The organism is Streptomyces sp. NBC_01707 (genome assembly GCF_041438805.1).
Classification (GTDB): Bacteria; Actinomycetota; Actinomycetes; order Streptomycetales; family Streptomycetaceae; genus Streptomyces.
In genome coordinates this window covers 5,462,557-5,483,820 of record NZ_CP109190.1, presented here as the reverse complement: position 1 = coordinate 5,483,820, position 21,264 = coordinate 5,462,557, and the positions used below count along the sequence as shown (strand labels likewise).

Sequence of the window (21,264 nt, the reverse complement as noted above, 5' to 3'; positions counted from 1 at the left end):
TGACCAGCCATCAGGGCGCCCCCGAGGACCAGTAGTCGGAATGAACATCGGGACGGGGCAGCGGGTAGACACCTTCGTACGACGGGCCGTTCGGCTCGGAGGTGGAATCGGCGACCTTCGACTCCTTCACGCAAGGGCTGTCCGCCTCGAAGAACGCCTGCCCCCCTCCGCGGAAACTCAGACTGATACCGAACCCGGCCTTCGTCTGCGCGTAGACCGCCGGGAACTCCTTGTCGTTGTTGATCCCCTTGATCCGGTAGTCGCTCTCCCGCCAGAACTTCTCCACCCTGTCCAGGAGTTCCTCGCGCCGCCCGGCCGACACGATGGTCATCACGGTGCGCCTGCGGGTCACGTCGCAGCTTCCCGTCGTCGTCGGCCCGTGCGCCCACTGCACCTCGGGCTCGATGGCCTTCAGCACGGCGTCGAGCATGTCGTCGGACCGGTCGGCCGCTCCTTGCATGTCCATAGCGCCCTTCTTCCCTCCTGCACCGGTCGCCTGCAGGGGATCGTTCCCGCAGCCGGACAGCGAGAAGCCGAGAGCCAGGGCCACCGCAACGATCTGGAACATTCGCTTCATCGCTGTTCCTCCATCTTGAGCCGGTTGGAGTGGCCCGACACGATCAGAGCGATGCTGTCGGCCGACATGGCGTCCCGCACCGGATCAAAGTACTGGGAGTGCGCCTCCGCGCTCAGGCCGTGGCTGCTGATCACCGGTGGTCCATCGGCCACGGGGAAGCGCCTGGCCCCGAATGCCTTGCTCGCCGGGTCCTTGCCGAACCACAGATCGTCGTCCCCCGGGTCGGCAAGATCCCCGGCGAGGTACGCGCCGGCGGGTCCCGCCAGCACCAGCCCCACGGCGCCCACGGCTGACTGCAGCTTGGACGGAAGCTTGGTCACCGGGTCGTTCGCGGCGGCCCCGACGAAGACATGGCCCGCGCCCACCCCGAGGTCCACTGCGTGGTCCACACCCACACCGGGACTGCCGACCAGGATGATGTCGTCGACGCCCGGAATCCCACCGAGGCGCTGCGTCGCAGCGCCCACCGTCCGCGAGCCGTAGGAATGCCCGATGGCCGTCAGATGGGGGTCCTTGTTCTGATTGGTGGCTGCGATGCCGCCCATGAAGTCGCTGTAGGCGGCCCCGCCCCTCACCGCCCGGCCGTCGCCCATCACCGCCAGACTCCCCAGCCCGTCCGGGGTCTGCGGCGCGTCGTAACCGAGCCAGACGATCGCAGCGCTCGACCGGTCGTACCCCTGGGCACCGATCGCCGTGTCCCGGGCCCGCTTGAGGTCGTTCTTCGCGAACTCCTCGTCCAGGGAGGTGTTCAGCCCCGGCACATACGCAGACACGTTCTTCGACGTGTCCGGATTCCCGTACGAGACGATCGCCCGTCCGTTGCCCTCGTCCCCGATACCGAGCAGGAACATCGGCGGCTGCTTCCCGTTCTCCCTCAACTGCCGGTCGATCTCCCGCAACCCCGCCAGCTGCTTCTTCGACTTCGCGTCGCCCCGGCCCTCCAACTTCCCGATCAGGTCCCGCAGGTTGTCGCGGTTGGCCGAGTCCCGTGTAGCCACCGGGATCCCGTCCAGATTGCCTATCCGGTCCGGGGAGACCACGAGGTACCGGTCGCGCCGATCCTGCGTCAGCCCGTCCCACCACGCCTTGCGCCCGGCCGGCGTGGCATTGTCCGGGATGCGGGCGTTGAGGTAGTCGCGCTCGGCCTGCTGCACCACCGCCCCGACACGGGATCCGGAGCCGGGCAGCCCCACTCCCACGCGACCGGCACCGGTCGAAGCCCTGATCAGGTCCCCGGCCGCACCGACACGGTCGCCCTGGGACCACTTGTCGTTCGCGCTCTGCGCGTACTGGACCACCTGGTCGCCCAGGCTCCTGCCGCTCGTGACGGGGTGAAGAACGGTATCGGCAGCGCCGGTGACATCACCCCACAAACCGTCGCCGACGAGCCCCGTGAAGAACCCGCCGCCCTCCTCCACCGCTCGCCCGGTCCCGTTCGGCCGGCTGCTGCCCTTGCCGGCCTGGGTGGCTAAGTCACCGCTGTCGGCACTGGTGTCGGTCCCCCCGCCGCCACCGGTGGCGGCGCTGCCACCGGAGTCCGTACCCCCGGACGCAGCCGACCCCCCGGAAGCGGTACCACCGGACGCGACCGATCCACCTGAATCCGACCCGCCGGACACCGACCCGCCGGATACCGCAGAACCGCCCGAGTCCGTACCACCGGAGCCCGTTCCACCTGCGCTCGATGTCCCACCATCCGCACCGGCACCATGGCCGGCCACCACGTTCCCGTCCGTTGCCGGGCAGGCGCTCCCGGTCAGTTGGCAGATCGCACTCCGGATCTCACCGGTCAGTTGTCCACCGACCTCCGTCGCCATGAGCGCACCGACCAGAGCGACGACCACCAGGACCGTTCCCAGGTACTCCATCGCGCTCTGGCCGCTGTCCCGGCTCGGCGCGATCAGCCGCAGAAGAATGAACGGCTTCCGGATCGCGCGCTGTTCGGCACTGAGTTCGAACCACGCGCGTAGACTTCGATGAAAAAGAAGAACGGCGACGACGATCGGCATCACCAGTTGAGGCACGCCTTGGCCGCCGCCGTCTCCGCTCAGCGATGCCAGCGCACCGATGGCAAGCCAGACATGCACGGCAAGAAGACCGCGCCAGATCCAGACACCACCGGTCCGCACATACAGCGACAGGACGAATCCGGCGGTGCCCGGCAGCGCCGCGTACAACAGCATCCCCAGCAACCGGCCGTCCACCGCATCGACCGAGGACGCCACCGTCAGCACGTCGATCGCACCCACGACGGTGACCACGAAGAGCACTCGGACGAGGATCAGCACCGCTTGCAGAACACTCGGCGGCGGCCGCCTGCCCGAACGGGCAATCACACCACCCGCGCCGGCACCGTCCGGAACCGCTAACCCTTGTAATCCAGACACGGCAAGTCCCCTACCTTGTGAGTGGGCGCAGTGATCAGCGGCCGGTCCGCCACCGCTCGTATGCGACCACACAGGCACCGGAAGGGGCATGGGCCCCAGGACCCAAAATGAGTCTCAAATTCCGCAACGTCAGGACGCGCGGGCCGACCAGAAGTCGGAGTGGACGTTGGGGCGGGGAAGATTCTCCAAACCCGGATAGCTGGGCCCATTCGGCCGGGTGGTGGAATCGGCAACCTCCGACTTCTTCACGCATGGGCTGTCGACCTCGAAGAACGCCTGGCCTTCGCCTCCGACGATCAGAGTGACCCCGAAGCCGTCCTTCGTCTGAGCAAAGATCGCCGGTACGTCCTCATCGTTGTTGACCGCCTTGATCCTATAGCCGCTCTTGCGCCAGAATCGATCCACTACGCCCAGGAAACTTCCTCGACGCTCCGCCGACACGATCGTCATTACTGCGCGCCTTCGAGTTACGTCACACGTGCCGGTGGTGGTCGGACCGTGTGTCCACTGCACCTCCGGTTCAATCTCCTTCAATACGGCGTCTAGGATTCCATCGGCCCGGACCGCCGCCTCCTGCATATTCATATCCGTCCGCTCCCTCCCATTCGCACAACCGGAGATTGCCATACACAGCAGAGGCGCCGTCGCTGCAATCCGCAACAGGAGCCTCATCGATACTCCTCCGTCTTGAGTTTTTGCGAGCGTCCTGCAGCGACCAGAGCAATATTGTTTGCCGATACCGCGTCTCTATCCGGGTCAAAGTACTGGGAGTGCGCATCGATCGAGAATCCTCTTCCGCTCATCAAATCCGGCCCTTCACCCACAGAAAATCGTCTCGCTCCAAATTCCCTACTAGCCGGGTCCTTGCCGAACCAGAGATCGTCATCTCCCGGGTCGGCTAGATCTCCAGCGAAATAGGCACCGGCTGGCCCCCCAGCAATCAAGCCCACCGCGCCGAAAACACTCTGCTGCTTGGAAGGAAGCTTGGTCACCACGTCGTTCTCGGCCGCACCGACGAAGACGTGATCTTTCCCGACCCCGAGATCCTCAGCGTGGTCCACACCGACACCGGGACTGCCGACGAGGACGATGTCATCCACTCCGGGAATTCCGCCACCCTGCTGCGTGGCAGCTCCGACGGTGCGCGATCCATACGAGTGCCCAATAGCCGTCAGGTGCGGGTTCTCATTCTCATTCGTAGCCACCAAGCCACGCATAAATCCATTGAATGCACTACCGCCCCTCTCCGCCCTTTCGTCGCCCATCACCGCCAAGCCCCTAATTCCGTCCGGCGTCTGTGGTGCGTCATAACCAAGCCAGACGATCGCCGCACTGGAATGATCGAGATAGCGAGTTCCGATCGCCGTGTCCCGAGCACGCTTGAGGTCACCCTCCGCAAAGTCCTTATCCAGCGAAGTGTTCAGTCCCGGAACATATGCCGATACATTTCTTGCCGTATCAGGATTGCCAAACGATACGATTGCCCGTCCGTTTCCCTCGTCGCTAATCCCAAGCAGATGCATGGCGGGCTCACCAGGTTTGCGCGGCAAGTGCAGTTGCCGGTCGATCTCCCGCAGCCCTGCCAACTGCGTCTCCGCCCTCTCGTCGCCCCGCCCCTCCAGCTTCCCGATCAGCAGCTGAAGGTTGTCCCGGTTGGCCGCATCCCGTACCCCCGCCGGGATCCCGTCCAGGTTGCCGATCTGGTCCGGGTACACCGCGAGGTACTCCTCCCGCTGTTCCTGCGTCAGACCTGCCCACCACGCCTTCCGTTCGACCGCGCTCGCATCGTGCGGGATGGCGTCTTTCAGGTATCCGCGCGCCGCTCCCCGTACGGCTCCCGCGTCCGTCGCCGTATCCGTCCAGGTGGTGTCGGGGACCTTCAGCCCCTCCTCGGCCTTCAACTTCCGCAGGATCCGCGTGTACCGCCAGTCGATCTCCGTGGCCGTCCGTACGGCCTTCTCCACCCGGTCCGCGATCTCCTGCGCTTTCGCTGCATGCGGGTTGGGTGCGACGAGCCCCGAGGACGGCAGCAGTCCCGGTAGACCGCGTCCGGTCGCTGTCCCACCCGGCAGCGGCTTCCCGTCGATCAGGTCTTCGCCGGCTTCGGGATACGTCACCGACCCGTCCGCGTGCACCGTGAACTTCAGGGCATCCGCATCACCCAACGCCTCCTGCAGTGCTCGCTGTTGGGCAAGCATCTCGTGCGCGAGGCTGTTCAGCGCGGTACGGAGCAGGCCGCACTCCGTGTACACGTACTGAAAGTTCCGGCTCAGCTGTCGCAGCCGCGCCACCGCCGCGTCGGCGGCTTCGCCCTGCTGCGTGCCGCGCAGGCCGTTCATCAACTGCTTGTCGATGCCGTCCCGGCCCGCGTCGGCCCGGTTGCTCGCCCGGCCCCACCCGTCGGCGGCGCCCTCGAGCTCGGCGCACTTCAGGTCGCGCAACTGCGACCAGGTGAGCGTCGAAGTCACTGCGCACCGCCGCGCTCCGCCACCGGTGCGAAGGACTGCCTCACGGCCTCGTTCGTCTCGCCCTGCGCGCGAGCGACCTCCCGCAGATTCCCGGCGAGGCTCCGGCACTCCCGGCGCGCGGCTTCGATCCGCCGCTGCCACGACTCCCGTACGGCGCCCAGTTCGGTCAGCGCCTCCAGCCCGGCGGCCCCCGCCACGACGCCCTCGTGTGCGGTCTCCAGCTCGGACCTCACCGGACCCAGCAGCGTGTGCAGAGCGTCCGCTCCCCCGGCTGCCCGCATCCAGGGTCCATCGCTGTGCCTCAGCTCATCCCCGCCACCATCCCGTCCCCCTGCCCCACCCAGATCACGCAGCCTCTGCCTCTGCCCGCCCACCACGGCCACGCCGCTCACCCCGCTCCTTGATCGTGGAGCGGCACTGTGCCAAATCCGGTGCCCCCGACACGCCGGTCGCAGCAGCACCCGGGACGGGGTACGGCCCTGAATCCCAAGGCCCCACGCCCGCCTCGGCCCTGGCGGGGATTCACCCGAACGGTGGGCCGTCGAACCCTTGGTCAACGATCCGAACGCGGACCTCTCCCGAGCCGGACGACCCCCTCGACAGGCGATCAAGTTCGATGCACCACGCAACGCACCGTTCAAGGCGCCGTTCGATGAAAAGCCGATAAGACACGTATGGCCCATATATGGCAAGGCAATGCCAATAACACACATTTCTCATGGTTTCATCTCGCCATGGAGGAGATCAGATGATGACTGGAGACAAACAGGCGGCCACGTCTCGGCGAAGCCTGCTGGCCGCTGCCGCACTGGCACCGGTGCTGGCCGGGGCGGGGACGGCCGCCGCTCGCACGATGCCCGACGGGGCGTCCGGGGCCTGGCCACATATGCGGGTCAAGCCGGTGACCACCACCGAGTCGGACTGGGAGCCCGTGGCGAGAGTGCTGGGCCGCAGCGGCAACCTGCTGCGCGGGACGACGTACCACACCCCCTTCCCCCGCGACGATCTTCACGTCGTCGTCGAGGACGACATCGTCATCACCCCGGCGCTCGCGCTGGGTGCGCACGTGGCCTTCGTCCGCTACGCAGACGGCAGCACGATGTGCATGGGCGATGTGGCGGTCACCGAGACGGAAGTGCAGCAGGTGATCGACGCCTGGCAGGCGAACGGAATCACCCAGACCGCTCTCCACAAGCATCTGCCCGCCCATAGCCCCGACATCTGGTGGGTCCACGTCCACGGACACGGCGATGACGAACTGGCCCTGGCGCGCGGCCTGCGCGCGGGATTCGACCGCACCGGCATCCCGCCGGCGACACCGTCCGGCCCGCCGAGCCCCGTCGACCTGGACATCGCCGGAATCGAAGCTGCGTTGGGCGCCAAGGGTTCCAGCGACGGTGTGGTCTACAAGGCCGTCTTCGCCCGCCGCGAGACGATCTGCGACGGCCATCTGGTACTGCCCTCCGGCCTGGGCGCGACCAGCGCGTTCATCTTCCAGCCGCTGGGAAACGGCAGGGCGGCGCTCAGCGGCGACTGCGTCATGCTCGCCGAGGAGGTCCAGGACGTACTGGGAGCCTTGCGCCGGGGTGGGATCCAGCTCGTCGAGCTGCACAACCACCACCTGACGGAGAGCCCTCGCCTGTTCTTCACGCACTTCTGGGCGGTGGGCGACGCAGTCGAACTCGCCGCAGCGCTGCGACCCGCAGTGGATGCCACCAACGTGGTACCGACCAGCGGCGTGTGACGAGCAGACTGCGGATCGCCGCCCCCACGGCATCCCCACGCTGCCGGTGAGAGTTCCTCGCTGCCGGCTGCCCCGCCCCCCACCGGCTCCGCAGGACATCACCGGGGGGGCGGGGCACGACCGCTTCATGTGGGCCAATTGCCCCACATCGGTGCGTGCCCCGGTGGTCGGCGGGGTACCCACGACATACCTATGCCCTACTTCATCCCGGTAGGTGCTGCATCACCCCTCAGAACCCATATCTGGAGCTCCGTATGGAACCAGTCGCCACCCCGCGGAACTGCCCGTTCGACTACGCCGAGGCCCTCGAGTTCGACCCTGTCCTCAGGCAGCTGCAGTCCGAGGAACCCGTTGCCCGCATCCGGCTGCCCCACGGCGACGGAGAGGCATGGCTCGTCACCGGCTACGACGACGTGCGCACGGTGACCACCGACCGGCGCTTCAGCCGCAGCGCCATCATCGGCAAGGACTTCCCCCGCATGACTCCTGAACCCATCGTTCAGGACGAGGCGATCAACGTGATGGACCCTCCGGCCAGCAGTCGCCTGCGCAGTCTGATCTCCAAGGGCTTCGCGCCGCGCCACATGGAACGCATGCAGGTCCGCACCCAGCATGTCGTGGATGAGCTGCTGGACCGGATGGAGGAGCACGGCTCGCCCGCCGACCTCTTCGAGCACCTGGCCGCCCCGCTGCCCCTGACCACCATCTGCGAGGTCCTCGACATTCCCGAGGACGACCGCTCACAGTTGCGTGCTCACGCGCGGACCATGATGGACACGACCATCGAGAACCGGGACGACGCGGTACGGGCCAAGGCCGACCTCCGCGCCTACTTCAAGACGTTGACGGCGGACCGGCGCGAGAACCCGGGCGACGATCTGATCAGTGCGCTGGCCATGGCCCGTGACGGGGACGAGCTCCTCAATGACCAGGAACTGACCGTCATGGCCATGGTCCTGCTCATCACCGGCCAGGACACCACCACGTACCAGATCGGGAACATCGCCTACACCCTGCTCACCCGGCCCAAGGAGCTCGCCATGCTGCGCGAGCGTCCCGAGATGCTCCCGCAGGCCATCGAGGAGCTGTTGCGCTTCATCCCCTTCCGCAAGGGTGTCGGCATCCCCCGCGTCGCCCTGGAGGACGCCGAGCTGAGCGGGGTGAAGATCCGGGCGGGAGACATCGTGCACGTCTCCTATCTGACGGCCAACCGCGACGGCCGGAAGTTCGACCGGCCCGACGAGCTGGATCTGGAACGCAACGGCCCGTCCCACATGACCTTCGGCTGGGGCGGCCATCACTGTCTCGGCGCCCCACTCGCCGCCACGGAACTCCAAGTCGCACTCGGAACCCTTCTGGAACGCTTCCCGGACCTCAGGCTGGCGAAGCCGGCCGAAGAAGTGCGTTGGAACAAGACGTCGATCTGGCGCTATCCGCTCGCACTTCCCGTCACCTGGTGACGGGTCCGTATTCCAGCAAGGCACCGACGCCTCACGTCCGGCAACGAGGGCGGCGCCGATCAGGTGAAGCGGCGCCGCAACGGAACGCGGACACCGGCGGGGCACCCCGCCGGTGTGGTGCCCGTCCCGCCCGGCGCGGTGCGTCCCGCCCCTCACGGGACGCGTCGCCGGTGGCGGGGCGGGTCGCGAGCGGGCCGTAGAGCACCCGGCTCCGGGGCCCGCTCGCCAGGACCGGGGAAAGGGCTGTCATCGACCCCGGAAGCGGCCGTGACCGGCCCGGTGTCACCCCCGGGAGGGCAGCAGACCCCGGAACGTTCGGGCTGTCCCGACAGCGCGTTCTGCCCGAAATGCGACGCTGAACGGCCTGCCGTAGCGTGATGCGAGGGCCAGCCAAGGTGTGGCGGAAAACCCTCTGTCCATACGGTGAGAACTTGGTCTTTCGTCGGTCGGCCCGTCCGCGCCCACCAGGGGCATTGAATCGCGGCACCGCAACCACCCACGACCCGCTTCGCGCAATCGCGCGTACCGCGCCGCAGTGGCGGCCGTCTGCCGGCGGATGTCCCGGATCTTCAGGGCTCGGCCGTGTGGACCACCGTCCGCTAGGAGGAGATCCATGGCGGTACTCTGCAAGCCGGCAATCGCAGTTCCCGAGTACGTCATCACCAAGGACGAAACACTCGAACTGGCACAACGGTTGCACGGCGACCATCCGCAGCTCAGTCTCGTCCTCCGTCTGATCGAGCACACCGGTGTGCAGAAACGGCACCTGATCCAGCCGATCGAAAAAGTGCTGGAGCACCCGGGGTTCGACGCCCGCAGCATCGTCTACGAGGCACAGACCAAGGACCGAGTGCCGGCCGTCGTCCGCCAGGCACTCGACCAGGCGGAACTCGAGCCGTCACAGATCGACTTGATCATCTACGTCTCCTGCACGGGCTTCATGATGCCTCCGCCGACTGCTTGGCTCATCGGCAAGATGGGCTTCCGGCCGGAGACACGACAGATGCCGATCGCCCAACTCGGCTGTGCCGCAGGTGGTGCGGCCGTCAACCGGGCCCACGACTTCTGCACGGCCTACCCCGACGCCAACGTCCTCATCGTCGCCTGCGAGTTCTGCTCCCTGTGCTACCAGCCCACCGATCTGGGTGTCGGATCCCTGCTGTCCAACGGCCTGTTCGGCGACGGAATCGCCGCGGCAGTGGTACGGGGCCAAGGGGGCACCGGGATCCGCCTCGAACGCAACGGCTCTTACATCATTCCCGACACCGAGGAATGGATCTCCTACGCCGTCCGGTCCACAGGCTTCCACTTCCAGCTCGACAAGCGCGTGCCCGGGACCATGGAACCACTCGCCCCGGCTCTCAAAGCCGTCGCCGAGCAGCACCAGTGGAACGCCAGCAAGCTGGACTTCTACATCATCCACGCGGGCGGTCCACGCATCCTGGACGACCTGAGCCTCTTCCTCGACGTGCCGCCCGAGGCGTTCCGCTTCAGCCGGGCGACGCTCACCGAGTACGGCAACATAGCGAGTGCGGTGGTACTCGACGCCCTGGCCCGCATGTTCGACGAGGCATCGACCCTCCACGGCCAGCGCGGCATCATGGCCGGCTTCGGACCGGGCATCACCGCCGAGATCTCCCTGGGCACGTGGACCTCGGAGCCCGAGGCGGAGGGCTGAGCCGCACCACAGCATGGTGTGCGCGTGCGGCAACCCGACCGGGAAGCCCCGCGGACACACCACCCCGACCCCCGGTCCTCAGGCGCCCCGCGCAGCTTGAGGACCGGGGGCAGTACGCGCGGACCGGCCCATGGCCTGCTGCCGAGGGAGCTCCGCGGAGCCGGCCCGGCGCCCCAACTGATCCGGATATCGGCACGCTGCCCGAACCGCGGCCCCGACCATCCGCACCTGTACCGGAATCCGGCCGATCCCGATGGTCTACATTCACCGGCCATGACAAGACCGTCCGACGCCGTCCCCCGCAGCCCTCAGTCGCTCGCGCGGGCTGCTCAGATCCTCGTAGGGCTGTACGCCCTGCTCGACCCCTCGCGGCCGAAGCTCTTCGACGCGACCGACGACGGGCTCTTCTACTCCCGCTACGTGTCGGCATCCGCCCTCGTGGGGCTCGCCACGCTCGTCACCTTCCTGCTCTGGTTCCGCCGATGCCGGTACAACGCCCAGGCACTGTGGGTCGGCCCGTTCGCCCACACACCGGGCTGGGCGGTGGGCGCCTGGTTCACGCCGGTACTGATGTGGTGGCGGCCCCGTCGCATAGCTCTCGACATCCACCGGGCCGTCGGCCACGACCCGGCCACGGACACCACCGTCACGCTCATCAACGCCTGGTGGGCAGCGTGGATCGCGCACATGGTGGCAGCCGTGACGGCCACCTCCACGAGCTACGCCGACTCCGTCGTCCTCTCGGTGGTGAGCCAGGCTCTGTATCTGATCGCCGCGGTGTTCGTCATCCTGGTCATCCAGCGGATGACCGCCGCGCAGACGAGGGCCGTCGCCGCGTACGCGCCGGCCCGAGTACCGGCTGCCTGACCGTCCTGCAGCGGTTGGGTGTCGGTCGGCAGCGAGTGGTGGGCCGGCCGGCCGGCGGGCCGCATCCGACGCCCGGCGGCACCGGCGTCAGCCGACCTCACGGGTTCACGGTCAGTCTCGCGGAAGCCGCAACGCCAAGCCGTCGAGGACGACTTCCAGGCCGTAGGCGAACTTGGTTTCGCGGATCTCGCCGGGGTCGAGGGCCATGGGAGCGGCGTAGGAGTCGGCGAGGTGGTCGTGGCCGGCCGCGGCCTGCTGGGCGGCGGGCATGAGGCGGGCGATGAAAGCGGCCTCGGTCTCGCCGGAGCGGGCGACCGTGGTGAGCCAGGCCGCTTCCGTGGTGCTCATGCCGATGACGTAGGACAGGACGGTGTCGATCGCACGGCTCGGCTCGGGAAAGCCGGCAGCCGTGAACAGGGCGGCCAGCCGCTCGGAGAACGACATGAGGTTCGGACCCAGGTAGGCCAGGCCCGCCTGCCCCAGGACCGAGGACAGCCACGGGTGGCGCAGGGCCGTAGCCCGGAAGGACCGGGCGGCCTCCGTGACGGCGGCGCGCCAGTCGGGGCTGTCGGCCTCGGGGTCTCCCCCGATGAAGTCCGGCGAGGGCACGACGATCTCGGCGGCGACCTCGTCCACCGCGAGCTCCATCAGTTCGTCCTTGGTCGCGACGTGCCGGTAGAGGGAGGTCGCGCCGGCGTTCAGACGGGCGCCGAGCTTGCGCATGCTCAGCGCCTCGATGCCGTCGGCGTCCAGCATGGCGATCGCCTCGCGGACGATCACGGCCCGGCTCAGTGCGGGCTGGTCGGGCGCGGGCTGCTGCCGGGCCCACACGGAGGGGATCGGATTCGTCCTGGCCGTCATGGCGCCTCCTAGTGCGTACACCGTTCGCATTCAGCGTACATGAGGGAGTGTTGCGAACACTGTACCCAGCTGCGTACAGTGTTCGCATCGATGGAACAGTGTGCGCAGCCGAAAGGAAATCCCATGGAAACCCGCAATCCCCGCCGCTGGTGGATCCTCGTCGTGCTGTGCCTGAGCACGCTGGTCCTGGTGATCGACAGCATGGCGCTGACCGTCGCGGTGCCGTCCATGACCGAGGACATCGGCGCCGGCGCCCAGGACATCCAGTGGATCCTCGACTCCTACATCCTGGTCTTCGCCGGGCTCCTGCTCACCTCCGGCAGCCTCGGTGACCGATTCGGCCGCCGGAAGATCATGATCATCGGCTTGTTGCTCTTCGGGGCGGCGTCGCTGGCCGCGACCTTCTGCGCGAACCCCGGCGAGGTCATCGCGGCGCGGGTCGCGATGGGCGTCGGCGGGGCACTGATCATGCCCTCGACGCTGTCGATCCTCATCACCGTCTTCGACGAGGAGGAACGCCCCAAGGCGATGGCGGCGTGGGGCTCGGTGTCGATGCTCGGCCTGGTCGGCAGCCCGGTGCTCGGCGGCGTGCTGATCGACCACTTCTCCTGGCACTCGATCTTCTTCATCAACGTCCCCGTCGTCGCACTGGCCGTCCTGGCCGCCCTCATCCTCATGCCGGAGTCGAAGGGACCGTGGCAGAAGCCCGACCCGCTCGGCGCGGTACTGTCCGCGGCCGGCATGACCGCCCTCATCTGGTGGATCATCGAGCTCCCGCAGCACGGCGCCTTCGGCGGCCGCTCGGCGATCACCCTGGCCGTCGCGGTGATCGCCCTCGGTGGGTTCGTGATCTGGGAGAACGTCACCGCCGCCCCGATGGTCCCGCTGGTCCTGTTCAAGCACCGCAACTTCAGCGGCGGTTCGCTCTCGCTGACCCTCGTACAGATCGGCAACGGCGGCCTGCTGCTGGTGCTCACCCAGTACCTGCAGTTCGTCCTCGGCTACTCGCCGGTCAAGGCGGGCCTCGCGTTCGTGCCGCTGGCCGTCGCCGCACTGATCGGCAACACCGCCGGCGCCGGACTCGCCGCAAAGATCGGCAATCGCTTCCTGGTACTGGCCGGGATGCTCGTCATGGCCTCCTCCTTCGCGCTGCTGACCACGGTCTCGGCAGACTCCGGATTCACCGTCCCGGCGGTCGCGCTCGGACTCCTCGGCCTCGGCGCCGGCCTGGCGATGCCGGCAGCGGTCGGCGCACTGATGGGCACCATCCCGCAGGAGAAGGCCGGCGTCGGTTCGGCCCTCAACGACACCATCCAGCAGGCCGGCACCGCGCTCGGCATCGCGATCCTCGGCTCGCTGCTGACGAGCGGCTTCCGCAGTGAGATGCCGGCCGACGCACCCGAGCAGGCCAAGCAGTCGATCGCCGGAGCACTGGCTGTGGCCCACGGCGACAACGGCCTGGTCCACGCCGCCCGGGAGGCGTTCACCGCCTCGATGTCGACCACCTTCACCATCAGCGCGATCGGCGTCCTCACCGCCGCCCTCCTGGCGACCCTGGTCATGCGCGACAACAAGCCCGAGCCTGCCGCGGCGCCCGCGGAGGAGACCGAACTCGTCGCCTGACGTCGCCGAACGACCGGCACCCACCAGCGGGGCCTCGTCCGCTTCATCGGATGAGGCCCCGCCAGCTGTGCCCCCTCTCCTCCTCCGCCTTCGCCGCGCACTCCACCCAGAGCAGCTTCCCGCCCTGACCCGGCAGACCGCCGCGCATCGGGTACGCGCCCCAGCTGTCCGCCCAAAGGGTCACGAGGTAGAGCCCACGCCCACGTTCAGCGAGCTCCGCCGGGGCCTGCGCGCTCCATTCGAACGGCGCCGGGATGTGCGGGTTGGTGTCCCAGACGCTCAGCCTGATCCGATGCCGCCCGGCATCGCGCAGACGTAGGGAGTACGGCCCCTCGGAGTGCAGGTACGCGTTGGTGACCAGCTCGCTCACCAGGAGTTCGGCAGTTTCGGTGAGCTCACTCATGCCGTGTGCGCGCAGGACTGTACGGAGGGTGGTGCGGGCTACGCCGGGGGCACGGGGATCCTGTGGGAGTTGGAGGGTGTACGACCAGGGCGGCGTTACGGTGGCCAGAACCATGGAAGTCTCCGATCGCGGAGGGAAGTTGGATCGCGCGTTTCTGGTTACCCGGTGACGAGGCCGCTCCGTCGAGCGGGGTACTTCCGGGCGGGTGGCCTGGATCAGAGATTAGGGTCAACAAGGATTCTTTGCACCAGATGCCAGGAATCCTTGAATAGATCCACTCGTGTGAGTGACAGACCAACTCGGTCGTTTCCTGAGGAGAGTTCGAGATGGCAGGAAGGGCCGCCTCTACCGCGCGCCGCACCCGGCTCGGCACCGAGCTGCGCAAACTGCGCGAGCGGGCCGGGATGACCACCACGCAGGCAGCAGATCTCCTCGGTACCAGCTCCGGGCAGTTGAGCAACATCGAGGTGGCGCGATTCGGCGTGAGCGCCGACCGCGTACGCGTCATGGCCCGCACCTACTCGTGCACGGATCCAACCCTGATCGAAGCGCTGGTCGCCATGACTGGGGACCGCAGACGTGGCTGGTGGGATGAGTACCGGGACATCCTGCCGCCCAAACTCCTCGACCTCGCCGAGATCGAGCACCACGGCACCAGTCTCCACGCGGCACACAGCATCCACATCCCTGGGCTGCTGCAGACGGTCGATCACGCTCGGGAGATCTACCGTCAGGCCGTGCCCGAGATGTCACCGCCCGAGATCGAGCACCGCGTCTCGTACCGCATCAAACGCCAGGCGGTGTTGTACAAGCAGGACGCCGCCCCGTATCACGCAGTCATTCATGAGGCTGCGCTCCGCATGCGGTTCGGCGGCCAAGGTGTGGCCCGCGCCCAGCTTCAGCACTTGCTGAAAGTGAGCGAACAGAACCACGTGACCATGCGCGTGATCCCGTTCGAAGCCACGTACTACCCGGGCTCGGGTCAGTCGCTGTACTACGTACGCGGACCGGTGCCCGCACTCGACACCGCCCAGCTCGACCAGTCCCATGGCCCGGTGTTCATCGACTCCGAGGCCCAGCTGTCGCAGTACCGCCTCCTGCTCGATCGGCTCGACGCGGCTGCGCTGAGCCCCGAGCATTCGCGGGAACTTGTCCACAACATCGCCCAGGACCTGTGAAAGGAACAGAGATGGCCACATCCACCTGGCAGAGGTCGTCCTACTGCGCGCAAGGTGAGGCCTGCATACACGTCGCCGCCCACGACGACACGATCAACATCATGGAGAGCAGCGACCCCACCGGCGCGGTACTCCACACCACCCCCACCGCCTGGGCCGCCCTCATCCGGACCGTCAAGGACTCCGCCCACCATGACTGACCGGGCGACCCCCACCGAACTCGCCTGGGTCCGGGCCGCTCCCGAGAGCGAAGAGGGCCCCGGCCCCTGGATCGAGCTCGCCTTCGGCCCCGGCGAGCTCGTCCACCTTCGAGAGACCGGCGACCCGACCAACATCGTCACGACGACCCGGACGAAGTGGGAGGCCTTCGCCAAGGGCGTCGTGGCCGGCGAGTTCGACCACTTCGCCGAACTCGACGACGAGGGCCCGGCCGCCCCGTCCTGATTGCTCGGCGCCGCCCTGCCGGTCCGCACGAGTCGGCGTGCGGACGGGCGGGTCGGGTGGCAGCGAGCCCGGGTCCGGATCACCGAGCCACGGCAGCAAGACGTATCGACGGGATCGGGCGTTCCTTCTCCTGAAGGCAATGCGCCACTCACTGGCTGCCTCCCGGAACTGTTCTTGGATTGTTGTCTGTTTGCCCGACCAGCGCATATTCGCTACGCAACGAACCCGTCCGCGCATTGAACTCGCCGCTGTCCGGGCACAACAGATCACATCGCCACCGTCGGGCCCCGGCAGCAAGGACTGATCCATGAACCGTCTCGCGCACTCGATCAACATCACGGAAGACGTACCGGGCCGGATTCTGCACTGGAACCTCTTCATCGGAGGCCATTTGAGCGCCTCGGTACCCGTACGACTCGTCGAGCGCACGGACGAGGGCCAGCTGGTGTGGATGGAGACAGGCGCGCCCATGTGGCGCACGGAGCTCCCCGGCGGCGCACATCTTCGTGACATCGCCCCGGACGACCGACCCGCCACCGGATATCCGGTGGTACCCGGCCGTTGGCCGATGGGCAGCGCTCTGTTCTATCAGCCCAGCGGCGCCGCGCATTCCGTCCTCTGGCTCTTCGGCCGCAGGGGGAAGTTCCGTGGCTGGTACGTGAATCTGGAGCGGCGCGTCCACCACGGCGACGACATCGACATCGCCGACCACGAGCTCGACATCAACGTGGCGCCGGACCGGTCCTGGCAGTGGAAGGACGAGGAGTCCTTCGCCGAGAAGACCGGCCACCCCGTCTACTGGTCGGCCGACGAAGCGGCGGCCATACGAGCCGAGGGCATGAGAGTCGCGCGGCTCGCCGAGGCCGGAACCTTTCCCTTCGACGGCTCCTGGTGCGACTTCCGGCCGCCGAGAACCTGGACGACACCGCCCCGCCCGCCGGTGCCCCGCCGCCCCATTCTCTGACTGCCCCTCAACCTGCCTGCCCTGATGGGTGCAGTTGAGAAAGGGAAGCGGGCCCCGGCCAGGGTGGCGGGATGCCGATCGTTGCCCGGGGTCACTCTCCGTGATACACAGAGTAACCATATATATGTGGTCACACACCGATTCGATCCGCAGGTCAGGGCGGTCGGACCGGTCAAACGTGCGAGATCCCATGAAAGAGAGCCGCCAAGACGTCGTACCAGGACGGTTTCATCAGCGAAGATAGAGAGCGACCCGTGCCATGTGGCAGGGGCAGTGAACTACCCAACAGGGGCGGTGACTTACATGGTCCTGGCAGCTGACACTGATAAGGGCGGTATCAGCACCATCATCAACGGCATCGCACCCAAGTGGGGGCCGTTCGGAGCCCTGGGCGACGAAGCCAAGGTGATGATCGAGGTCGTCATGGCCGTTGCCATCCTGCTCTGCTTCGGCATCGCCATCTGGGGAGCGGCCAAGCAGCGCATCGGCGCGACGGCGCTGCGCGACACGTTCAGCGCAGAACAGGGCAAGGGTCTGATCGTTGCCGGTTTGACCGGTGTGTTCATCATCGGATCGCTGGGGACCCTGTTCACCATCGTCTACGGCATGGCCATCTAACCCTCCGTCAGCCCTGGCCGGACGCGCCGTCCCCCGCCCCGGTTCCGCTCCCACACCACCCGTCCGTCGTGCCCACCGACAGAGGTTGCGTCTCCCTGATGTCGAGTCACCACACCGCGCCCACACAGGAACCAGCACGGCTACGGTCGTACCACGCGGAATCGCACATGGTTGAGGGGGCCTACGCGGCATGAGTCTCGGCGACGACGGCTACGGCGGCGATTCGCGCTCGGGCCGTCCAGATGATGGATACAGCACGCTCGGCGGTACGCGCCAGACCCGTACCCGATTTGCCGACGGCACAGGGGGCGACGGCTACGGCAGCCGCCGCCCGGCACGCAGCTCGCGGTCCCTGACCATGGTGGTCGGCGTGGTCGTTCTACTCGTCGCGGCTATCGCGTTCGCGAACATGGGCGGGGGCAGCGGAGACAGCGACTCCTCGGGCGGGAGCAGCGGCGGCAAGGCGGGGGCGGCACCCACCGCAGCAACGGGCACGAAGCCGGTGACGGGGAAGAACGGCACGATCGCGTCGGGGTTCGCACATGACGAGCAGGGGGCGCAGAGCGCGGCTGCGAACTACTCGGTGGCGCTCGGTTCCGCCGACATGTTCGAGGCCACTCATCGCCGCCAGATCGTGAACGCTGTGTACGCGCCTGCCGTCGCCACAGCCCGCCAAGACGACCTGGACAAGGTGTATTCCGGCGAGGCGTTCCTCACCAGCATCGGCCTGAACACCGATGGCACCGCGCCCGACGGCATGACGTTCATCTCGCGCTCCAATCCCGTCGGCACCAAGGTCGTGAAGTTCAGCGGCGACACCGCGAGTATCTCCGTCTGGTACTCCGCCCTGTTCGGACTGGCTGGCGAGGGCTCCAAGAACCCGGTGTCCGAAAGTTGGTTCACCAACACCTTCGAGTTGGCGTGGATCAATGGCGACTGGAAGGTCACCGATTTCACGCAGAAGGACGGCCCCGTCCCGGTCGGCCGTGACCAGGCTGCCTCCCCCGCCCAGGAGATGGCCGACGCCGTGGAACAGTTCGGAGGGTTCACGTATGCCCGGTAAACGATCTCGCCGCGCCCTCTCGCTAGCAGCTACGGTGTCGAGCCTGCAGGTCGCTGTCGTGCTACTGGCAAGCAGCACGTTTGCTGCGCCCTCGCCCAGCCCATCGCCGAGCAAAAGCAACAACGCCTGCGACCTGATTCGAGGCCCGGCCAGAAGCTATTGCGAAAACGGCGACGCCGGCAGCCCCAGCACCACTTCTCCCGACGACGCGGCCAACGCCCTCGACCCCCTGTCGTCCCTCGCCCGCGGCTGTGCCGACGCCGCCGCCTGGATCGTCGGCAAGCTCAGCGAGGCAGTAAAGGGCACCGCGAACGTCGACTTCACGAACCCCAAGTTTCTCCAGCAGTACGCGGTCATCTTCGCCGCCTCCACCGTGCTCACCCTCGTCCTCTGGCTGCTCGCAGTCGCCAAGCGCGCCATCCGTGGCGTTCCGGTGGCCACCGCGATCTCCGAGGCTGTCGGGTTCCTCTGGCTGACCGTGCTCGCGTCCGCGTTCACACCGCTCATCCTCTACACGGTCGTCTCGGCCACCGACGGGGTCACCGACGTCATCGCGTCCTCCTCCGGCGGGCAGACCGATGTCTTCTTCGGGTCGTTCGCCGAGGCGTTGAGCAAGGGCTCCGACATCGGCGGCGGGCCGATCATGCTGATCGTCGTCTCGCTCGTGTCGATCCTCGCCGCGGGCGTGCTCTGGCTGGAGCTTGTGATCCGGGCGGCCCTCTTGTACGTCGGTGCGCTCCTCGGCGTCGTCGTCTATTCGGGTCTCGTCGACAAGAACATGTGGGGCCACGTCCGTCGCTGGGCAGGCATCATGATCGCGGTGATCATGGTGAAGCCCGTCATCGTCATCGTGCTCGGACTGGCCGGCGCGCTCTCCTCCGACGGCGGGCCGAACGCGTTCTCCGCCGTCGTCTCCGGCCTCGCCATCATCCTGCTCGCAATCTTCGCCTCGGCGATGATCTACCGCTTCGTCCCCGGCTTCGGTGACGAGATCCAGGGCGCCCGCACCAACCGTAAGCAGGCCACCGACGGCGCCCAGGCCGCCGCCCTCATCAGCTCCCCCGCCGCTCTCGTCTCCCAGGGCATCAAGACCCACAGCAGCCGCAGCGGCGGAGACAGCGGGGGACAGGGCGGCGGCAACAGCGGTGGCAGGCCCGCCAACCCGGTCAGCGGCGGGGTGGCCGCGCACAGCTCCCGCAACCCCGGCGGGAGCGGGGCCGGCGGCGGATCTGTCCCCTCCGCCGCACCTCCGCCCCGCAGCGGATCGGGGCCCACCTCGGGCACCCCGCACAGCAGCCGCGCCACCCGAGGCGGCGGTACAGGCAACTCAGGTAACAACCGCACAGGAGGTGGAGGGCGTTGACGACCCAGTCCCATCCGGTCACGCCTCGCCGTACGTATCTCATCGGCCGGGCCCGGCCGAACGCGATCGTCGGCAAGAACCGCGAGACCGGCGAGATCGCGCTGATCATCGTCGGCGCGTTCCTCGGCATGATGAGCGGGCTGATCGTCCCCGTCCTGTCCCTGCGGATCGTGCTCCTCACCGGCTTCCCGCTGATGGCACTGGCCATGGTGTACGTGCCGTACAAGCACCGCACCTTCTACAAGTGGTTCGAGATCAACCGGAGCTTCAAGCGGTCCCTGCGCCGTGGCACGGCGTACCGTTCCGCCGCCATGGAAGCCGGCGTACGGGCCGACGGCCGTGAGATCGAGATCGGGCCGCCCCCAGGCATCGGCCGGATCAACTGGCTGGCCGCGCCCTTCGGCCCGGACGAGATCGCCGTACTGCTGCACGCCGACCGTCGCACCGTCACCGCGGCGATCGAGATCGAGGGACCCGGCGTCGGACTGCGCGACAGCGAGGACCAGGAAGCGCTGGTCGACCGCTTCGGCACCCTCCTCAAGCACGTGGCCAACGGCGACGGCTTCGTGACCCGCATTCAGATGCTGGCCCGCACCCTCCCCGCCGACCCCGACGCACACGCCAAGGACGTCGCCCAGCGTGGCGACAAGGGGTCCCCGGGCTGGCTGCAGGAGTCGTACGACCAGCTGCAGTCGATGGTCTCCACCTCCAGCGAACAGCACCGTGCCTACCTCGTCGCCTGCATGCACTTCAACCGCGAACTGGCCGCCGAGGCGAACGCCATGGCCCGCGCCGCCCGCCCGCAGGCCGGCCGCAAGCTCGACCGGGACGCGGGCCTCGCGGTCGTCATGGCGCGCGAACTGACCGACATCTGCGCCCGCCTGGCCGAGGCGGACATCCGGGTGCGCCAGCCGCTCGGCCAGAGCCGGCTCGCCTCGCTCGTGCACTCGATGTACGACCCCGACCACCCCATCGACCACATCCAGGCGATGACGAAGCGCAACGCCTGGCCGGCCGAGCTGGACGCCGTCGAGCCGACGTTCCTGCAGGCCAAGACCCGCGAGTCGACGACCCGCGCGCCCTGGTGCCACGCCACGGCATGGGTGAAGGAGTGGCCGATGACGCCCGTCGGCGTCAACTTCCTGGCCCCTCTCCTCGTGCACACCCCGGATGTCATCCGTACCGTCGCGGTCTGCATGGACCTCGAACCCACCGAGGTCGCCATCGAGCGGATGCTCACGGAGAAGACGAACGACGAGGCCGAGGCGAGCCGCCAGGCCAAGATGAACCGGACCGTCGACCCTCGCGACATCGCCGCCCACGGCAGGCTCGACCAGCGGGGTGAAGATCTCGCGAGCGGCGCGGCCGGGGTGAACCTCGTGGGGTACATCACCGTGTCGTCGCGATCACCTGAAGCCCTCGCCCGCGACAAGCGGACCATCCGGGCCTCGGCCGGCAAGTCGTACCTGAAGCTGGAGTGGTGCGACCGCGAACACCACCGCGCCTTTGTGAACACACTGCCGTTCGCCACCGGCATCCGTCGCTAACCGAGAGGGCAGTCACGCC

At 67.8% G+C, this 21,264-nt stretch carries 20 protein-coding genes; 13 read left to right on the top strand and 7 right to left on the bottom strand.

Going from position 1 to position 21,264, the window contains the following annotated elements; genetic code table 11:
* Positions 1–10 precede the first annotated feature (10 nt).
* The 5 genes from OG963_RS24670 to OG963_RS24650 form a co-directional block, all read right to left on the bottom strand.
* The gene (locus OG963_RS24670; RefSeq protein WP_371799463.1) at positions 11–577 is read right to left on the bottom strand and encodes a hypothetical protein; all 567 of its coding nucleotides are present in this window, start codon (positions 575–577) and stop codon (positions 11–13) included.
* A complete protein-coding gene (locus tag OG963_RS24665; protein WP_371799462.1) occupies positions 574–2,865 on the bottom strand; it encodes an alpha/beta hydrolase in 2,292 nt (763 codons plus the stop codon). The genes OG963_RS24670 and OG963_RS24665 overlap by 4 nt, the downstream gene beginning before the upstream one ends.
* Positions 2,866–3,093: 228 nt before the next feature.
* Entirely contained in the window at positions 3,094–3,549 is a 456-nt protein-coding gene (locus tag OG963_RS24660; RefSeq protein ID WP_176902355.1) for a hypothetical protein, read from the bottom strand.
* Between the two features lie 83 nt (positions 3,550–3,632).
* Positions 3,633–5,432, bottom strand: a complete 1,800-nt coding sequence (locus OG963_RS24655) for an alpha/beta hydrolase (protein ID WP_371799461.1) — start codon at positions 5,430–5,432, stop codon at positions 3,633–3,635.
* Positions 5,429–5,713, bottom strand: coding sequence for a hypothetical protein (locus tag OG963_RS24650; RefSeq protein ID WP_319740029.1), 285 nt, complete (start codon positions 5,711–5,713; stop codon positions 5,429–5,431). Before OG963_RS24650 ends, OG963_RS24655 begins: the two co-directional genes overlap by 4 nt.
* Positions 5,714–6,180: 467 nt before the next feature.
* Between OG963_RS24650 and OG963_RS24645 the strand changes: the two genes are divergently transcribed.
* The 4 genes from OG963_RS24645 to OG963_RS24630 all read left to right on the top strand — a co-directional run bounded on the left by OG963_RS24645 (position 6,181) and on the right by OG963_RS24630 (position 11,181).
* Positions 6,181–7,176 carry a DUF1259 domain-containing protein gene (locus OG963_RS24645; RefSeq protein ID WP_256224069.1) on the top strand — a complete coding sequence of 332 codons (996 nt, stop codon included), beginning with the start codon at positions 6,181–6,183 and terminating at the stop codon, positions 7,174–7,176.
* 254 nt (positions 7,177–7,430) lie between these two features.
* A complete protein-coding gene (locus OG963_RS24640; RefSeq protein WP_093778035.1) occupies positions 7,431–8,636 on the top strand; it encodes a cytochrome P450 in 1,206 nt (401 codons plus the stop codon).
* A gap of 613 nt (positions 8,637–9,249) precedes the next feature.
* Positions 9,250–10,314 carry a type III polyketide synthase gene (locus OG963_RS24635; protein WP_093778037.1) on the top strand — a complete coding sequence of 355 codons (1,065 nt, stop codon included), beginning with the start codon at positions 9,250–9,252 and terminating at the stop codon, positions 10,312–10,314.
* A gap of 273 nt (positions 10,315–10,587) precedes the next feature.
* Positions 10,588–11,181: a DUF4328 domain-containing protein gene (locus tag OG963_RS24630; protein WP_371799460.1), complete on the top strand. Its 594-nt coding sequence runs from the start codon at positions 10,588–10,590 to the stop codon at positions 11,179–11,181.
* Between the two features lie 111 nt (positions 11,182–11,292).
* Here the strand turns inward: OG963_RS24630 and OG963_RS24625 are convergent, their stop codons facing one another.
* On the bottom strand, positions 11,293–12,042 hold the full coding sequence (locus OG963_RS24625) for a TetR/AcrR family transcriptional regulator (protein WP_093778041.1): 750 nt from the start codon (positions 12,040–12,042) through the stop codon (positions 11,293–11,295).
* 123 nt (positions 12,043–12,165) lie between these two features.
* Here OG963_RS24625 and OG963_RS24620 point away from each other — a divergent pair, with 123 nt between their 5' ends.
* Positions 12,166–13,665, top strand: a complete 1,500-nt coding sequence (locus OG963_RS24620) for an MFS transporter (RefSeq protein ID WP_093778043.1) — start codon at positions 12,166–12,168, stop codon at positions 13,663–13,665.
* Between the two features lie 43 nt (positions 13,666–13,708).
* On the opposite strand, the gene OG963_RS24615 is transcribed toward OG963_RS24620, so the two are convergent.
* Positions 13,709–14,182 carry an ATP-binding protein gene (locus OG963_RS24615; RefSeq protein WP_371799459.1) on the bottom strand — a complete coding sequence of 158 codons (474 nt, stop codon included), beginning with the start codon at positions 14,180–14,182 and terminating at the stop codon, positions 13,709–13,711.
* A gap of 212 nt (positions 14,183–14,394) precedes the next feature.
* Here OG963_RS24615 and OG963_RS24610 point away from each other — a divergent pair, with 212 nt between their 5' ends.
* The 8 genes from OG963_RS24610 to OG963_RS24575 all read left to right on the top strand — a co-directional run bounded on the left by OG963_RS24610 (position 14,395) and on the right by OG963_RS24575 (position 21,245).
* Positions 14,395–15,246 carry a helix-turn-helix domain-containing protein gene (locus OG963_RS24610; protein WP_371799458.1) on the top strand — a complete coding sequence of 284 codons (852 nt, stop codon included), beginning with the start codon at positions 14,395–14,397 and terminating at the stop codon, positions 15,244–15,246.
* 11 nt (positions 15,247–15,257) lie between these two features.
* Positions 15,258–15,446, top strand: a complete 189-nt coding sequence (locus OG963_RS24605; RefSeq protein WP_093778049.1) for a DUF397 domain-containing protein — start codon at positions 15,258–15,260, stop codon at positions 15,444–15,446.
* A complete protein-coding gene (locus OG963_RS24600; RefSeq protein WP_093931300.1) occupies positions 15,439–15,690 on the top strand; it encodes a DUF397 domain-containing protein in 252 nt (83 codons plus the stop codon). The genes OG963_RS24605 and OG963_RS24600 overlap by 8 nt, the downstream gene beginning before the upstream one ends.
* A gap of 307 nt (positions 15,691–15,997) precedes the next feature.
* Entirely contained in the window at positions 15,998–16,654 is a 657-nt protein-coding gene (locus OG963_RS24595) for a DUF402 domain-containing protein (RefSeq protein WP_037822714.1), read from the top strand.
* Between the two features lie 303 nt (positions 16,655–16,957).
* A complete protein-coding gene (locus OG963_RS24590) occupies positions 16,958–17,272 on the top strand; it encodes a hypothetical protein (RefSeq protein ID WP_030924923.1) in 315 nt (104 codons plus the stop codon).
* Positions 17,273–17,462: 190 nt separating this feature from the next.
* Positions 17,463–18,335, top strand: coding sequence for a hypothetical protein (locus tag OG963_RS24585; RefSeq protein ID WP_093931302.1), 873 nt, complete (start codon positions 17,463–17,465; stop codon positions 18,333–18,335).
* Entirely contained in the window at positions 18,325–19,698 is a 1,374-nt protein-coding gene (locus OG963_RS24580; RefSeq protein ID WP_093931303.1) for a hypothetical protein, read from the top strand. The genes OG963_RS24585 and OG963_RS24580 overlap by 11 nt, the downstream gene beginning before the upstream one ends.
* Positions 19,695–21,245: an SCO6880 family protein gene (locus OG963_RS24575; RefSeq protein ID WP_093778058.1), complete on the top strand. Its 1,551-nt coding sequence runs from the start codon at positions 19,695–19,697 to the stop codon at positions 21,243–21,245. Before OG963_RS24580 ends, OG963_RS24575 begins: the two co-directional genes overlap by 4 nt.
* Positions 21,246–21,264 lie beyond the last annotated feature (19 nt).

Excerpts from the sequence above, each read along its gene's own strand:
- OG963_RS24580 (WP_093931303.1), top strand. The coding sequence starts at position 18,325 with ATGCCCGGTAAACGATCTCGCCGCGCCCTCTCGCTAGCAGCTACGGTG.
- OG963_RS24625 (WP_093778041.1), bottom strand. The coding sequence starts at position 12,042 with ATGACGGCCAGGACGAATCCGATCCCCTCCGTGTGGGCCCGGCAGCAG.
- OG963_RS24605 (WP_093778049.1), top strand. The coding sequence starts at position 15,258 with ATGGCCACATCCACCTGGCAGAGGTCGTCCTACTGCGCGCAAGGTGAG.
- OG963_RS24610 (WP_371799458.1), top strand. The coding sequence starts at position 14,395 with ATGGCAGGAAGGGCCGCCTCTACCGCGCGCCGCACCCGGCTCGGCACC.
- OG963_RS24620 (WP_093778043.1), top strand. The coding sequence starts at position 12,166 with ATGGAAACCCGCAATCCCCGCCGCTGGTGGATCCTCGTCGTGCTGTGC.
- OG963_RS24660 (WP_176902355.1), bottom strand. The coding sequence starts at position 3,549 with ATGAATATGCAGGAGGCGGCGGTCCGGGCCGATGGAATCCTAGACGCC.
- OG963_RS24670 (WP_371799463.1), bottom strand. The coding sequence starts at position 577 with ATGAAGCGAATGTTCCAGATCGTTGCGGTGGCCCTGGCTCTCGGCTTC.
- OG963_RS24615 (WP_371799459.1), bottom strand. The coding sequence starts at position 14,182 with ATGGTTCTGGCCACCGTAACGCCGCCCTGGTCGTACACCCTCCAACTC.
- OG963_RS24650 (WP_319740029.1), bottom strand. The coding sequence starts at position 5,713 with ATGCGGGCAGCCGGGGGAGCGGACGCTCTGCACACGCTGCTGGGTCCG.
- OG963_RS24640 (WP_093778035.1), top strand. The coding sequence starts at position 7,431 with ATGGAACCAGTCGCCACCCCGCGGAACTGCCCGTTCGACTACGCCGAG.
- OG963_RS24645 (WP_256224069.1), top strand. The coding sequence starts at position 6,181 with ATGATGACTGGAGACAAACAGGCGGCCACGTCTCGGCGAAGCCTGCTG.
- OG963_RS24585 (WP_093931302.1), top strand. The coding sequence starts at position 17,463 with ATGAGTCTCGGCGACGACGGCTACGGCGGCGATTCGCGCTCGGGCCGT.
- OG963_RS24590 (WP_030924923.1), top strand. The coding sequence starts at position 16,958 with ATGGTCCTGGCAGCTGACACTGATAAGGGCGGTATCAGCACCATCATC.
- OG963_RS24630 (WP_371799460.1), top strand. The coding sequence starts at position 10,588 with ATGACAAGACCGTCCGACGCCGTCCCCCGCAGCCCTCAGTCGCTCGCG.
- OG963_RS24635 (WP_093778037.1), top strand. The coding sequence starts at position 9,250 with ATGGCGGTACTCTGCAAGCCGGCAATCGCAGTTCCCGAGTACGTCATC.
- OG963_RS24595 (WP_037822714.1), top strand. The coding sequence starts at position 15,998 with ATGAACCGTCTCGCGCACTCGATCAACATCACGGAAGACGTACCGGGC.
- OG963_RS24600 (WP_093931300.1), top strand. The coding sequence starts at position 15,439 with ATGACTGACCGGGCGACCCCCACCGAACTCGCCTGGGTCCGGGCCGCT.